Here is a 14,007-nt window from a genome sequence, read left to right on the forward strand (position 1 = left end):
ATTCAGTGATGCGCCGCATACATGGGCCCCCAACCTGGGGTTCGAACCTTGTCACCGAGCAATGCAAGCTGGGCTGAAGTGTGACCAAAGTTCCTCGAAACACGGCGAAGCAGCCGTGGTCCGACCCATAACCAAGCCCCGTTTAACCCTGAAAAGGCCGGCCTTGCAACCCGTAAAAGCCGGAAAACCGAAGAGAATCAGATGCAACCGACCGCCGATTTCGACCCCGGAAAGCTCGCCAAATCGCTGCTGCGGCGCTCCCGGCAGGGGGCGCTCGCGACCCTGATGCCCGGTACCGGCGACCCCTATTGCTCCCTGGTCAATCTGGCGAGCCACCCCGACGCATCGCCGATCCTGCTGATCTCGCGGCTTGCCGTGCACACCAAGAACATCCTCGCCGATGGCCGGGTCTCCCTGATGCTTGACGAGCGTGCCCCCGGGGATCCCCTGGAGGGAGCTCGGATCATGCTGTCGGGACGGGCGGAGCAGGGGACGGAAGCCGAGCTGGAGCTCTTGCGACGGCGCTACCTCGCCGCCCATCCGTCGGCAGAAGACTTTGTTTCGTTTAAGGATTTTTCCTTCTTTCGAATCAAGCCGTCCGGAACCCATCTGGTCGCAGGATTCGGCCGTATCGTCGATCTGAAGCCCGAGCGGTTCCTCACCGACCTCGACGGCGCCGACGAACTGCTTGAGGCGGAGGAGGGCGCCGTCGCGCACATGAATGCCGACCATCGCGACACCATGACTCTGTATGCGACGAGATTGCTCGGCGCAGCCGAGGCCGACTGGCGCTGCACCGGCTGTGATCCCGAGGGCCTCGACATGCAGTCGGAGCAGGCCGTGTTGCGGCTAGAGTTCCCCGAGCGGGTGACTGACGGCAACGCGCTGCGCAAGATGCTGGTGAAGCTGGCGGGTGAGGCGCGGGCCAAGGGCGGTTAGTAATAGCCGGATTGAACGGCTCCGCGCATCGCTGCGACCCATGGTCAAAGCATTTGGCCTGGGTCGGCAGCGAGAGTTTTCATGACACGATATGTACGTTTGGCGCTGGCGGCTGGCCTTGCGCTCGCGCTCGGCGCATCCTTCACCACATCCGCCACGGCCCAGAATCTCGCTGCGCAAAGCGCCAGGATCAACGAGCTCAATCGCGCCGGCAAATATGCCGAAGCCCTGTCGCTGGCGCAGGCCATGGTGGCGAGCCTCGAGAAGGGCAACAACAGCCGCGATCTCGCCGGCGCGCTGAACAATCTCGCGCAGGTCTACGCCGCGCAAGGCCATGACGATCAGGCCGAGCCGCTTTACAAGCGCGCGGTCGCTTTGCTGGAAAAATCCCTCGGCCTCGACACGCCGGAGATCGCACCCGAGCTGAACAACCTTGCTGCGCTCTATCAACGTCAGCAACGCTTCGCTGATGCCGAGCCGCTGTTCAAGCGCGCGCTCGCCATCCGCGAAAAGACGCTGCCGCGCGAGCATCCTGATGTCGGCCAGTCCCTCAACAATCTCGCCACGAATTTGGTGAAACAGGAGCGCTATGCGGAAGCCGAGCCGCTATTCCAGCGGGCGCTCGTGATCTACCAGAAGGCCGGCGGCCCCGAGCATCCGGCGGTCGCGACGCTGCTCAATAATCTCGGCCAGCTCTATCGCGACCTCAACCGCGATGCGGACGCCGAGGCGCCGATCAAGCGCTCGCTCGCGATCCGCGAAAAGGTGCTGGGTGCCGATCATCCCGATGTTGCGCGCTCGCTGAACAATCTTGCCGGGCTCTATGAGCACGAGCAGCGCTATGCGGATGCCGAACCGCTTTATCGCCGCGGGCTGTCGATCCGCGAGCGTGCGCTCGGCCCTGATCACCCCGATGTCGCGACCTCGACCAGCAATCTTGCCTATTTCCTCCAGGTCTCGGGACGCACGGCCGAGGCGCTGCCGCTCGTGCAGAGGACGCTCGCGAACAATCGCGCGCAGCTCAGAATCGCGCTGCCGATTCTGTTTGCCGCGCGGCAGCAGCAATTGCTGACGGACGAGAAATCGCTGGATGAAGCGCTTGCCGCCATCCAGCGCGGCACGCAATCCTCCGCCGCTTCCGCCGTGAACAAGCTCGCGGTACGGCTCGCGGCCGGCAGCGACCGGCTCGCCGAGCTGGTGCGGCGGGATCAGGATCTCGCGGCAGAATCCGACACGCTCGACAAGGCGATCATCGCCGCGGTGTCAAAGCAGTCCGCGCAGCGCGATCCGGCCGCCGAGCAGCGCAACCGGCAGCGCCTTGCGGCGATCGCCGGCGAGCGCGCGAACTTGCAGAAGACACTTGCCGTCGAATTCCCCGATTATGCCTCGCTCTCCAATCCGCTGCCGCTGGCGGCGAAGGAGATCCAGGCGCTGCTGTCGGCCGATGAGGCGATGGCGCTCTATGCTGTCGTCGACAAGGAGAGCTATGTTATCGCGATCACGCGCGAAGGCGTCGACTGGAAACGGATTCCGCTCGGTACTGACGCGCTCGCGCAAAAGGTCTCGGCGTTCCGCAGGGGGCTCGATGTCGGCAAGGCCCGCGATTCCCAGGGCAAGTCGGGGTTGTTCGATCTCGCGCTCGCCAACGAGCTCTACGTCACGCTGCTCGGGCCCGTCGAGACACTTGTGAAGGACAAGCGCAGCCTGCTCGTCGTTTCCTCCGGCGCGCTGACGGCAGTGCCGTTTCATCTGCTCGTCACCGAGAAGCCGCAAGCTGCGATACCGGACACGCTCGAAGGCTATCGCAGCGCGGCGTGGCTGTTGCGGCGCCAGGCGGTCTCGGTGTTGCCCTCGGTGGTCAGCCTGAAGTCGCTCCGCGCCTTTGCGCGCAGGGACCAGAGCGTCAAGCCGATGACCGGCTTCGGCGATCCCCTGTTCAATCCGGCGCAGGAGGCGCCTGCAGACCGGCGCGCGACGAAGGCTGCGGCGCGCAGCATTGCGACGCTTGCCTATACCGATTTCTGGCGCGGCGCCGGCGTCGATCGCGCGCGGCTCGCCCAGGCGCTGCCGCAACTGCCCGACACCGCAGATGAGCTCAGCGCCGTGGCGAAGGACGTCGGTGCCGCCGACGCCGATGTCCATCTCGGCCGCGACGCCAGCGAGACGACGCTGAAGCGGGCAGCGCTTGCCCAATACAGCATCATTTACTTCGCCACCCACGGTCTCGTCGCCGGTGACGTCAAGGGGTTGGGCGAGCCTTCGCTTGCGCTTTCGATGCCGGATCAGCCGACCGACTTCGACGACGGCCTGCTCACCGCAAGCGAGGTCGCGCAGCTCAAGCTCAATGCAGACTGGGTCGTGCTTTCGGCGTGCAACACCATCGCCGGTGACAAGCCGGGCGCGGAAGCATTGTCGGGACTGGCGCGCGCGTTCTTCTATGCCGGGGCGCGTGCACTTCTGGTCTCGCATTGGGCGGTCGATTCCGAAGCTGCCACCCGGCTGACCACATCGACTTTCGATTTGCTCAAAAACGAACCAGGACTCGGCCGAGCCGAAGCATTGCGGCGCGCAATGTTAACCTATCTCGATGACGCCTCTTCACCGCGCAATGCCTATCCTGCGATCTGGGCACCCTTCGCACTGATTGGAGAAGGAGCGGTACGATAGAACAGCGCTGAAAACAGCGGCGGATTGTGCGTTGCAAAACCTCCGGCAACGCTGATTTGCCCATTTGGTTGCGCGATCATCGATCGTTTTTCACGCGCGCGCTTTCAGAGCAGGCATGCGCGACTTTTGGCCCGGCCCTTGAATAAACCAAATCCGACGGGATCAGCTTGGCAACGCCAGCGTTCATCAGTATTAGGTCGTCCAGCCGAGGCCGGATGGCCTATTATTCACGGTGGCCGCGATGGCGCTCAAAGATGATCGCGCCAGGAATGCGGGTTCTAGGAGGATTTTTCGTGCAAGAGACGGGCGTGCGCAACGGTGCCTTCGGCGCCGACAAATTCGGCTTAAGGAATCTCAAGCGGGTTCATTGGAACCTCGGCGCGCCACAACTTTATCAGCACTCGCTCTCCGCCGGAGAAGCGGTGCTCTCCGCTGATGGCGCGCTCTGCGCGGACACTGGTGAGTTCACCGGCCGCAGCCCGAAGGACAAGTTTACGGTTCGCGACGCCACCACCGACAAGAAGATGTGGTGGGCCGGCAATCAGTCGATCACTTCGGAGCAGTTCGAGACGCTCTATCAGGATTTCCTCAAGCACGCCGAAGGCAAGAGCCTGTTCGCGCAGGACCTCTATGGCGGCGCCGATCCGGCCTACCGGATCAAGACCCGCGTCTTCACCGAGCTCGCCTGGCATTCGCTGTTCACCCGCACGCTGCTGATCCGCCCCGAGGCGATCGAGTTGTCGACCTTCGTGCCGGAGCTCACCATCATCGACATGCCGAGCTTCCGCGCCGATCCGAAACGTCACGGCTGCAAGTCGGAGAACGTCGTCGCGATCGACTTCGCCCGCAAGATCGTGCTGATCGGTGGCTCCTACTATGCCGGCGAGATGAAGAAATCGGTCTTCACCACGCTGAACTATTACCTGCCCGAGCGTGGCGTGATGCCGATGCACTGCTCGGCCAATGTCGGTGCCAAGGGCGACACCGCGATCTTCTTCGGCCTGTCCGGCACCGGCAAGACCACGCTGTCGGCCGATCCGAACCGCACGCTGATCGGTGACGACGAGCATGGCTGGGGCCCGAATGGCGTGTTCAATTTCGAAGGCGGCTGCTATGCCAAGTGCATCAAGCTGTCGGAGGAAGCCGAGCCCGAGATTTATGCCGCTTCGACGCGCTTCGGCGCGGTGCTCGAGAACTGCGTGCTCGATGACGACACCCGCGTGGTCGATTTCGACGACGGCTCCAAGACCGAGAACACGCGTTCGGCCTATCCGCTCGATTTCATCCCCAACGCCTCGCGCACCGGCCGCGCGCCGCAACCGAAGAACGTGGTGATGCTCGCCGCCGACGCGTTCGGCGTGCTGCCGCCGATCGCCAAACTCTCGCCGGCGCAGGCGATGTACCACTTCCTGTCCGGCTATACCGCGAAGGTCGCGGGCACCGAGCGCGGCCTCGGCAATGAGCCGCAGCCGGAATTCTCCACCTGCTTCGGCTCGCCGTTCCTGCCGCTCGATCCATCCGTTTACGGCAACATGCTGCGCGACCTGATCGCCGAGCACAATGTCGATTGCTGGCTGGTCAACACGGGGTGGACCGGCGGCAAGTACGGCGTTGGCAGCCGCATGCCGATCAAGGTGACGCGTGCGCTGCTCACTGCCGCGCTCGACGGCTCTCTTCGCAACGTCGAATTCCGCACCGACAAGTATTTCGGCTTCGCGGTCCCGACCGCGCTGCCGGGCGTGCCCAGCGAGATCCTCAACCCAGTCAACACCTGGAAGGACAAGGACGAGTTCGACAAGACCGCCCGCGCGCTCGTCGGCATGTTCCAGAAGAACTTTGCCAAGTTCGAAGCCCAGGTCGACGCCGAGGTGCGTGCGGCCGCGCCGGACGTGAAGCTCGCGGCGGAGTAAGGCTTGATCGCTTGGAATAGAGAAAGGGCGGCCACAGGCCGCCCTTTTTTGTTTGGGGCGTAAGCGCTACCACACATCAGATGTCGTCCCGGCGAAGGCCGGGACCCATACCCCCAAGGAAGCAGTCGCGGTGCGAGATGCTGGTTGGCAGTCTTCGTCAAACTCGATCCTGTGGTTGTGGGTCCCGGCCTTCGCCGGGACGACATTGGGGATGAGATCCGGGCGCCTCGTCCTTCATCGCGTTGGCGGCTGGCACTCATCAAACGAAACACCTACGCCTTGAAATACGCGATCTGTGTCGTGGTCGCGAGCAGGCGGCCGTTGGGCGACCACAGTTCGCCGGTCTGATCGCCGTAGCTCTTGTGAAAAATCTTCGCATCGGCCGTCGCGAGCACGCGCGTGATGTCCTCGGCGGCAAGCTCCTCCGCGTCGGTGTGAAAATAGGTCGTCAGCGATACCGTGCCGAACGGCACCAGCTCGCGCCGTGCGTGGAAGATGCGGCCGAAGAATGCATCCGACATCGCCATCAGCGACAGCATGTCGAGCTTGCGCGGCGTGCGATCGCTGATCCACACCTTCGAATAGGTGCTGGCGAGTTCGTCCTTCCCGGCGCTGATCCGCATCTCGCCCTCGACGAAGCGGAATTCGTACTGGTTGGCCCAGGACGCCGCGATCTTAGGAAATGGCAGCGTCTGTTCGAACGGCGGCGCGCCGGGAAACTGTGCCACCTGATGCGACCATGACGGACGGCGCTCGGCAAACACGGCGGTCGCCAGCGTCGCGACCTCGCCACCGTCTTGGGAGAGCTCGACGCACCAATGCTGGCTGGAGCGATTGGCCTTCACCAGCCGCACGTCGAGGTCGAACGTGCCCTTCGCGATCGGCGCGCAATAGTTGACCGTCAGTGACAGGGGATCGCCGGCGGCCTGTGGGTGATCGATCAGCGCGCGCAAAATCGTCGCGGCAGTGGCGCCACCGAACGGGCCGACGAAGGCCCAGTAGTCATCGCTGGTCTGCCCCTGCCAGCAACTGTCGCCGGCGGTGATGCGCGTCGCCTCGTCGAAGAGGTGCGGGAGTCTGGCGTGCATGACGTTCCTTGGTACTTGCCACAAGGTCATTGCGAGCGCAGCGAAGCAATCCGGTCTGCATCCCGCGGAAAGATACTGGATTGCTTCGCTGCGCTCGCAATGACGAACGTTGAGGGAGGGGTGACCATCGCTGGTACCGCTCCCTGGAGATGATGGTGGTCATATCATCATCGTCGCGGAATTATGCAATGACCTTGCAGGTAACCGATTTCGCGTCGTGGAAAATCAGCCCGTCGCGCCGCGCTGGTCCTCTGCTTCCTGAAAACTGGGCGTGATCGGATTCACCGGCACGTTCCAGATCTCCTCGGCATATTCGCGGATGGTGCGGTCCGAGGAGAACCAGGCCATGCGCGCGACGTTGAGGATAGAGGCGCGTGTCCAGGCCGGCACCACCTGCCAGCGCGCGTCGATGCCGCGCTGCGTCTCGTAATAGGAATCGAAGTCGGCGCTGACCATGTAGTGGTCGAGATAGCGCAGCGCATGCGCGATGGATTCGAAGCGGCCGGGATCGCCGGGCGAGAACTCGCCGACGCCGATCGAAGTGATGGCGCGCGAGAGCTGCGGCGATCGGCGGATCACGTCGGCGGCGTCCAGGCCCTGCTTGCGCCGGATCATCACGTCGCCGGCCTCCATGCCGAAGATCGCGATGTTCTCCGCGCCGACATGGTCGCGGATCTCGATATTGGCGCCGTCGAGCGTGCCGATGGTGATGGCGCCGTTCAACGCCAGCTTCATGTTGCCGGTGCCGGAGGCTTCCATGCCGGCGGTCGAGATCTGTTCGGAGAGATCAGCCGCGGGGATGATTACCTCGGCGAGGCTGACATTGTAGTCGGGCAGGAAGGCGACCTTGAGCTTGCCGCCGATCGCGGGATCGTTGTTGACGACCTCGGCGACGTCGTTGATCAGCTTGATGATCAGCTTCGCGTAGCGGTAGCTCGCCGCCGCCTTGCCGGCGAAAATCTTCACCCGCGGCACCCAGTTGCCGTTGGGGTTGTCCTTGATCGCCTGGTACAGCGCGACCGTCTCGATGATGTTGAGGAGCTGGCGCTTGTATTCGTGGATGCGTTTGATCTGCACGTCGAACAACGCGTTCGGGTCGACCTTGATGCCGAGCCGCTCGCCGATCACGCGCGCGAGCGCCATCTTGTTGTGATGCTTGACCGCGCGGAATTTCTGCTGGAACGCGACGTCGCTGGCGCGCGCCTCCAGCAGCGAGAGCTGCGTGGGATCGTCGAGCACGGCCTCGCCGCAAGCCTCGCGCAACAGATCCGTCAGCTTCGGGTTCGCCAGCATCAGCCAGCGGCGGAAGGTGATGCCGTTGGTCTTGTTGGTGATGCGGCCGGGATAGAGATGGTTGAGATCGTGGAACACGGTCTCGCGCATCAGGTCGGAATGCATCGCCGAAACGCCGTTGATGCGGTGCGAGCCGACGAAGGCGAGCTGACCCATGCGCACGCGCCGGCCGCTCTTCTCGTCGATCAGCGAGACCGAGGCGCGGAAGTCGATGTCGCCCGGGCAGCGCGCTTCGGCGAGCGCCAGGTGCTGCACGTTGATGCGGTAGATGATCTCCAGGTGCCGCGGCAACAGCCGCTCGAACAGCTCGACCGGCCAGGTTTCCAGCGCTTCCGGCAGCAGCGTGTGGTTGGTGTAGGAGAGCGTCGCGACCGTGATCTTCCACGCCTCGTCCCAGCGGAAATTGTGGAGGTCGACGAGGATCCGCATCAACTCGGTCACGGCAAGCGACGGATGCGTGTCGTTGAGCTGCACCGCGACCTTCATCGCCAGGCTGCGCAACTGGCCGTCGGAGGTGAGGTGGCGCTTGACGAGATCCTGGAGGGAGGCCGAGACGAAGAAATATTCCTGCCGCAGGCGCAGCTCGCGGCCGGCCGGGCTCTCGTCATTCGGATAGAGGAATTTGCAGATCGCTTCGGCGCGCGCCTGCTCGGCGCTGGCGCTGACATAGTCGCCGGTGTTGAAAGCGTCGAGCTTCAACGGATCGGGCGAGCGCGCCGACCACAGCCGCAGCGCGTTGACGTGCTGGCCGCGCCAGCCGACGATCGGCGTGTCGTAGGCGATCGCCTGCACGGTTTCGGCCGGATGCCAGATCGCACGGTCGCGGCCCTTGTCGTCGACATGCTCGACGCCGCCGCCGAAATGGACGTGATAGACCACTTCCGGCCGCTGCAATTCCCAGGGGTTGCCGAAGCCCAGCCACTCGTCAGGATATTCCTGCTGCCAGCCCTGATTGATGATCTGGCGGAACAGGCCGTAATCGTAACGGATGCCGTAGCCGATCGCGGGGATCGACAGCGTCGCCATGCTCTCCATGAAGCAGGCCGCGAGCCGCCCCAGGCCGCCATTGCCGAGTGCGGCATCCGGCTCGCACTTGCGCAGCTCAGGGAGCGAGACTCCGAGATCGCCGAGTGCGACCTCGAAGATATTGAGCAGTCCCATGTTGTTCAGCGCATCTGTGAAGAGACGGCCGATCAGGAATTCGAGCGAGAGATAGTAGACGCGCTTGCGGCCGGCATCGTAGCTGCGCTTCTCCGCGGACAGCCAGCGATGCACGATGCGGTCGCGCAGCGCGAGAGCTGCGGCCTGATACCAGTCGTGCCGGGTCGCCATGCCCGCGTCCTTGCCGATGGCAAGGCGCAGCTTTGCCAGGATCGCGCCCTTGATCTCGGACAGCGCCAATTCGTCGATGGGCTGGCCGGGTGCGGGAAAATTCGGCTGGAACGATTGCTCTTGCAAAACAGTCACTTCCTGGTCTCGGGACACTGAACGAAGCTTACGCGCCAGACCTTACGCGCCCTGCCGCGGAAGCGGAACCATTGCCGGCGCGACCGTGCACTGCGCTGGCGTAAATTTATGCAAGGAATGGGCCGCTTTGGGAACCCGGTCGCGCACGGAGAGACGCGGATTTCGTGCTAGATAGGCGACAGATTCAGCCCTTGGTGGGGAGACAGGTCCAAGGAGACGACAATGAGACTGCTGATCGAAATCGCCACGGCCGCCCTGCTCGTCATCTGCATCACTGCTTCCAGCGCCGCCTTTGCCGCCGACAAGATCGGCCGCAGCGCCGACAGCGTGAGCTGTGCGTTTTCGCTGCCGCAAAACGCCACACAAGCCGCGCGCTGCGCCGCCATCAAGCGCCAATGCGGCGGCAAGTTCTACGCGAATTATTGCGGCGACAGGATGCTGTCGGCGGCGAATTGAAGGATGGGCAGTTGGGTCGTCGCCCCGGCGAAGGCCGGGGCCCATAACCACAATTGTCACAGTAGGTGCGATAGGTCATTCCAATCTGGATTTTCCTGTTCGATCAACCGAATTTTCCAATCGCGTTTCCACTCCTTCATTTGCTTCTCGCGCGTGATCGCCTCTTGGGGTGATGCAAATTCCTCAGCATAGACCAGACGAGTCACGCCGTATTTCTTGACGAATTCGGAGCCCTTGCCTGCGCGATGCAATTCCAGGCGAGCGCGCAGATTATTCGTGACGCCGATGTAAAGAGTGCCGTGCTTCCTGCTTGCGAGAATGTAGACGTAGACGCCGGGATTGCTCATGGATCGAACCCTCGTGCCTCAAACGGCGTTCTGTGGCTATGGGCCCCGGCCTTCGCCGGGGCGACATGAAGGGCGGCGGAACAAATTAAGAACACTTTAGCAAGTCTTTGATATATCATTGTGATTCGGCGCGTTGCCGACACAATATCTAGCGTCTGCCCGATTTCGCGAGGACTACATGTCCACCATTGCCTTTGATCAATTCGCCCTCACCCGAATTGGCGACTTCGCGCGCTCGCTGTCGCGGCTGCATCAGGCGGCGCGGCGCTATGCGGTCGATGACGACCAGATCGACCGCGAGTTCAACGCGGTGTGCCAGTCGATCTGGGGCTACACCATCGACGATATCAGCGACGACCTGTTCTCGGCTGAGGACCACCTGTTCCTCGACACGCTCGACGAGGCGCAGGCGCGCATCTTCGCGGCCGAGCAGGGTTATGACCTCGTCGACGACACGGGCATGCTGACGGACTGGTGGGGTTTCTGCTGGATGATTTTGGCCGAGAAGCGCGGATTGCTCACGCCGGAAAACCGCGCCGCGGCGCGCGCGGCGATCGAGGAGAAATATCTGGCAGCGCCGAACGTGATCGGCGTGATCATCGGACGGTGACGCGAAGCGTCAATCCAACCCCGCGCGCCTGGCCGGTTTCTGCGTCGGTGTCTTGGGCACCGTCACGTCCGGCAGCGTCTCACGCACGATCTCAGGCGGCGGTGCATCTGCCGACATCGTCTCGGCGCGAACCGGTGCGACCTTCATCTCGCCCAGCCGTGCGCGGACCTGTGCAGTGAGGCCGGGATAGGACGCGACCGGCGTGAAATCCGCAGCCTGATCGTTGCCGACGCGGATGCCGGTATAGGCGACGAGACCGTCACTCGTCGCGATCACGTCGCCGGCCTTCAGCGAATTGTCGAGCGCCAGGTCCACCGGCGCAAGTCCGACGGGCTCGCGGCCGTTGCAGGTGCAGTCCGCGCGCAGCGCCTTGCGGAAGGCGAAGGCGTTCTCACTATCGGCATAGCGCTCGCCAGTCTGCGACGTGGCGCCGTCGATGCTGGAACCGAAATAGATCTTTGTCGTCGTGGCGGGACAGAAGGCCTGACACATCTGCGCCGGCGAAACGGCGCCCCGCATCAGCGGAAAATATTTGCCGTCGCAGCTGCGTACGCAAAAGGCTGGGCCGGAACCGCCGGCGGAGCGCGTCGGCGGCGCATTGCCCGGCACGGGTCCGTTCTGCTGCGCGGAGAACGGATCGACATAGGAGTTCGCCTGCGGAACCTCGCGCTGCGGTCGCTGCTGCTGCATTCCGCCGAAGAAAAAGTCGAACAAGCCCTCGGCCGAGACAGGTGCCGGCGCCATCAGGAGCGGCAGTGCGAAGGGGGCGGCCAAAAACATCGCGCGGCGCCGACGGCGCGCAGGCACAAACTGTGTACGCAAAGCTTACTCCACCCGACGCAACGCACCCAGCCGAGACCACCATGTCTCAACTTCAAGGTCACAATAAGACGCGATGGTAAATGAGCGGTGACCAGAGTGGCTTTCGTCCCGCCCTGCTTGCGAGACGAAAGAGAGGAGTCTCTACCCCTTCAAAAACTCCGACGCCTTGTAGAGCGAGCGGAACGGCAGGCCGGCCTGGCCGAAGGTGTCGTTGGCGCCTTCCTCGCGGTCGACCATGGTCAGCACCAGCACCACATTGGCGCCGGCCTCGCGCACGGATTCCACGGCCTTCATCGCCGAGCCGCCGGTGGTGGTGACGTCCTCGACGATCACGACGCGCTTGCCTTCCAGCGTCTCGCCTTTGGCAAGGCCCTCGACCGCAAGCTTTGCGCCGTGCTCCTTCGGCTTCTTGCGCACGAAGAAGGCCGCGATCGGATGGCCCTTGATCCAGGAGATCTGCGCCAGCGCACCGGCCAGGGGCACCGCGCCCATCTCCAGCCCACCGATGAAATCGAGCTGGTCGTCCTTCAGCGCGTCATAGGTGAGCTCGGCGAGCAACGTCGCCCCTTCGGGGTCGAGCATGGTCGGCTTCAGGTTGAAATAGAAATCGCTCTTGCGGCCCGACGCGAGCGTCACCTCGCCGCGGCCGAAGGAGCGCCGGCGGATGATTTCGAACAAGCGGGCGCGGGAGGCAGATTTCGACACGACGGTCCCTCTGGAGCTCTTTTGGAGGAGGCGGAATTTATCCGCCACAGCGCCGACATGCCAGAGGGGGGTGGGCCCGCAGAACCACCGTCAACAGGGCATCGTCCGCGCCGGCCGGACAGCCACCATGCCGTACCGCTGGTTGTAACGCCGCAACGTCCTGGAGTAGTGGGATGCCAGACAGAATGGGAAGGAACGGGCCAATGACTATCGAGCTCCACACGTGGAATACGCCGAACGGCCGAAAAATCTCGGTCGCTTTGGAGGAAATGGGGCTCCCCTACAAGGTCTTCCCGGTGAACATCACCAAGGGCGAGCAGATGGCGCCCGGGTTCCTGAAGCTCAGCCCGAACAACAAGATTCCCGCGATCGTCGACCCCGAGGGGCCGGACGGCAAGCCCGTCAGCGTGTTCGAATCCGGCGCGATCCTGCTCTATCTCGGCGAGAAGACCGGCAAATTCCTGCCGAAGTCGCTCGCGGGCCGCATTCCCGTCTACGAATGGCTGATGTGGCAGATGGGCGGCTTCGGGCCGATCCCGGGCCAGGTGCATCATTTCATTGCGCTGGAGAACGAGCAGGACCGCGCCTATGGGTTGAAGCGCTACATGGCCGAGACCCGCCGTCTCTACGGCGTGCTGGATCGCCGGCTCGAGGGCCGCGATTTCGTCGCCGGCGATCTCTCGGTCGCGGATTTCGCCATCCTGGGCTGGGCCTGGCGCCACCCGCGCCACAAGGTGGAGCTGGCGGACTTTCCGAACGTGAAGCGCTGGTACGACGCCTTGATGGCGCGCCCCGCGGTGAAGCGGGGGATGGAGGCGAAACTGGATTAGCGATCTGATCTCGTGCCCCGGACGCAGCGCAGCGCGCAAGCGATGCGCTGCAGAGCCGGGGCCCATGGGCTGGGTCCCGGTTCTGCGCAGCAGCGCAAGAGCGCCGCAGCGCGTCCGCTTCCGCTACACCCGCTTCGCTTCCACCGCCATCCGCACGGCAAGCCCGGCGAGCACCGTGCCCATCAGCCAGCGCTGCACCAGCATCCAGCTCGGCCGGCTCGCCAGGAACCGCGCGATCGAGCCGGCTGCGAGCGCGATCATCGCGTTGACGCTGACGCTGATCGCGATCTGGATTGCACCGAGCACCAGCGACTGTGTCAGCACGCTGCCGGCGGCGGGGTCGATGAACTGCGGCAGCAGCGCGAGATAAAGCATCGCGATCTTCGGATTGAGCAGGTTGGTGACAAAGCCCATCGCGAACAGTTTCCGCGGGCTGTCGATCGCAAGCTTCTTCACCTCGAACGGCGAGCGGCCGCCCGGCTTCACCGCCTGCCAGGCGAGCCAGAACAGATAGCCGGCGCCGGCGAGGCGCAGCGCGTCATAGGCGAAGGGAATCGCAAGCAGCAGCGCGGTGATGCCGAACGCCGCGCACAGCATGTAGAACACGAAGCCGAGCGCCACGCCGCCGAGCGAGACGATGCCGGCCGCCGGCCCCTGCGTGATCGAGCGCGAGATCAGGTAGATCATGTTCGGCCCCGGTGTCAGCACGAGGCCGAGGCAGACGAGGGCAAAGCCGAGCAGGGCGGATGTGTGCGGCATGGGTCGAACCGTGTGGGAGATGCACTGGTTCTAATATGCGAGGGTTCGCGCCGCCATGCCGCAATTGCACGGAGGACAATTCAGCGTGTCAAGGCGCGCTTGCTTGACTCCTCT

At 63.8% G+C, this 14,007-nt stretch carries 12 protein-coding genes; 6 read left to right on the forward strand and 6 right to left on the reverse strand.

Features of this window, described 5'->3' with window-relative positions:
- Positions 1-201: 201 nt before the first annotated feature.
- The 3 genes from QQL28_RS29070 to QQL28_RS29080 all read left to right on the forward strand — a co-directional run bounded on the left by QQL28_RS29070 (position 202) and on the right by QQL28_RS29080 (position 5,516).
- The gene (locus QQL28_RS29070; protein ID WP_284270974.1) at positions 202-939 is read left to right on the forward strand and encodes a HugZ family pyridoxamine 5'-phosphate oxidase; all 738 of its coding nucleotides are present in this window, start codon (positions 202-204) and stop codon (positions 937-939) included.
- Positions 940-1,020: 81 nt separating this feature from the next.
- Positions 1,021-3,606, forward strand: a complete 2,586-nt coding sequence (locus QQL28_RS29075) for a CHAT domain-containing tetratricopeptide repeat protein (protein ID WP_284270975.1) — start codon at positions 1,021-1,023, stop codon at positions 3,604-3,606.
- Positions 3,607-3,899: 293 nt separating this feature from the next.
- Positions 3,900-5,516: a phosphoenolpyruvate carboxykinase gene (locus tag QQL28_RS29080; protein ID WP_284270976.1), complete on the forward strand. Its 1,617-nt coding sequence runs from the start codon at positions 3,900-3,902 to the stop codon at positions 5,514-5,516.
- A 272-nt stretch (positions 5,517-5,788) separates the two neighbouring features.
- Here the strand turns inward: QQL28_RS29080 and QQL28_RS29085 are convergent, their stop codons facing one another.
- Positions 5,789-6,604 (reverse strand): acyl-CoA thioesterase, encoded by an 816-nt coding sequence (locus QQL28_RS29085; protein ID WP_284270977.1) that lies wholly within the window; start codon positions 6,602-6,604, stop codon positions 5,789-5,791.
- Between the two features lie 225 nt (positions 6,605-6,829).
- On the reverse strand, positions 6,830-9,355 hold the full coding sequence (locus tag QQL28_RS29090; protein ID WP_284271184.1) for a glycogen/starch/alpha-glucan phosphorylase: 2,526 nt from the start codon (positions 9,353-9,355) through the stop codon (positions 6,830-6,832).
- 231 nt (positions 9,356-9,586) lie between these two features.
- Between QQL28_RS29090 and QQL28_RS29095 the strand changes: the two genes are divergently transcribed.
- Entirely contained in the window at positions 9,587-9,820 is a 234-nt protein-coding gene (locus QQL28_RS29095; protein WP_284270978.1) for a hypothetical protein, read from the forward strand.
- Positions 9,821-9,876: 56 nt separating this feature from the next.
- Here the strand turns inward: QQL28_RS29095 and QQL28_RS29100 are convergent, their stop codons facing one another.
- On the reverse strand, positions 9,877-10,167 hold the full coding sequence (locus QQL28_RS29100; RefSeq protein ID WP_284270979.1) for a GIY-YIG nuclease family protein: 291 nt from the start codon (positions 10,165-10,167) through the stop codon (positions 9,877-9,879).
- A 178-nt stretch (positions 10,168-10,345) separates the two neighbouring features.
- Between QQL28_RS29100 and QQL28_RS29105 the strand changes: the two genes are divergently transcribed.
- Positions 10,346-10,777 (forward strand): hypothetical protein, encoded by a 432-nt coding sequence (locus QQL28_RS29105; RefSeq protein ID WP_284270980.1) that lies wholly within the window; start codon positions 10,346-10,348, stop codon positions 10,775-10,777.
- 9 nt (positions 10,778-10,786) lie between these two features.
- Here the strand turns inward: QQL28_RS29105 and QQL28_RS29110 are convergent, their stop codons facing one another.
- Positions 10,787-11,557: a DUF2865 domain-containing protein gene (locus tag QQL28_RS29110; protein ID WP_284270981.1), complete on the reverse strand. Its 771-nt coding sequence runs from the start codon at positions 11,555-11,557 to the stop codon at positions 10,787-10,789.
- Positions 11,558-11,740: 183 nt separating this feature from the next.
- Positions 11,741-12,304: an orotate phosphoribosyltransferase gene (pyrE, locus tag QQL28_RS29115; protein ID WP_284270982.1), complete on the reverse strand. Its 564-nt coding sequence runs from the start codon at positions 12,302-12,304 to the stop codon at positions 11,741-11,743.
- A 203-nt stretch (positions 12,305-12,507) separates the two neighbouring features.
- On the opposite strand from pyrE, the gene QQL28_RS29120 reads away from it, so the two are divergent.
- A complete protein-coding gene (locus QQL28_RS29120; RefSeq protein WP_284270983.1) occupies positions 12,508-13,134 on the forward strand; it encodes a glutathione S-transferase family protein in 627 nt (208 codons plus the stop codon).
- Positions 13,135-13,257: 123 nt separating this feature from the next.
- On the opposite strand, the gene QQL28_RS29125 is transcribed toward QQL28_RS29120, so the two are convergent.
- Complete coding sequence (locus QQL28_RS29125; protein ID WP_284270984.1) at positions 13,258-13,893, reverse strand: LysE family translocator; 636 nt, start codon at positions 13,891-13,893, stop codon at positions 13,258-13,260.
- Positions 13,894-14,007 lie beyond the last annotated feature (114 nt).

The sequence above is a fragment of the Bradyrhizobium iriomotense genome (genome assembly GCF_030160715.1).
GTDB lineage: Bacteria > Pseudomonadota > Alphaproteobacteria > Rhizobiales > Xanthobacteraceae > Bradyrhizobium > Bradyrhizobium iriomotense.

Coding starts and splice junctions, on each gene's coding strand:
- QQL28_RS29070 (WP_284270974.1), top strand. CDS start 202: ATGCAACCGACCGCCGATTTCGACCCCGGAAAGCTCGCCAAATCGCTG.
- QQL28_RS29075 (WP_284270975.1), top strand. CDS start 1,021: ATGACACGATATGTACGTTTGGCGCTGGCGGCTGGCCTTGCGCTCGCG.
- QQL28_RS29100 (WP_284270979.1), bottom strand. CDS start 10,167: ATGAGCAATCCCGGCGTCTACGTCTACATTCTCGCAAGCAGGAAGCAC.
- QQL28_RS29095 (WP_284270978.1), top strand. CDS start 9,587: ATGAGACTGCTGATCGAAATCGCCACGGCCGCCCTGCTCGTCATCTGC.
- QQL28_RS29085 (WP_284270977.1), bottom strand. CDS start 6,604: ATGCACGCCAGACTCCCGCACCTCTTCGACGAGGCGACGCGCATCACC.
- QQL28_RS29110 (WP_284270981.1), bottom strand. CDS start 11,557: ATGTTTTTGGCCGCCCCCTTCGCACTGCCGCTCCTGATGGCGCCGGCA.
- QQL28_RS29120 (WP_284270983.1), top strand. CDS start 12,508: ATGACTATCGAGCTCCACACGTGGAATACGCCGAACGGCCGAAAAATC.
- QQL28_RS29125 (WP_284270984.1), bottom strand. CDS start 13,893: ATGCCGCACACATCCGCCCTGCTCGGCTTTGCCCTCGTCTGCCTCGGC.
- QQL28_RS29105 (WP_284270980.1), top strand. CDS start 10,346: ATGTCCACCATTGCCTTTGATCAATTCGCCCTCACCCGAATTGGCGAC.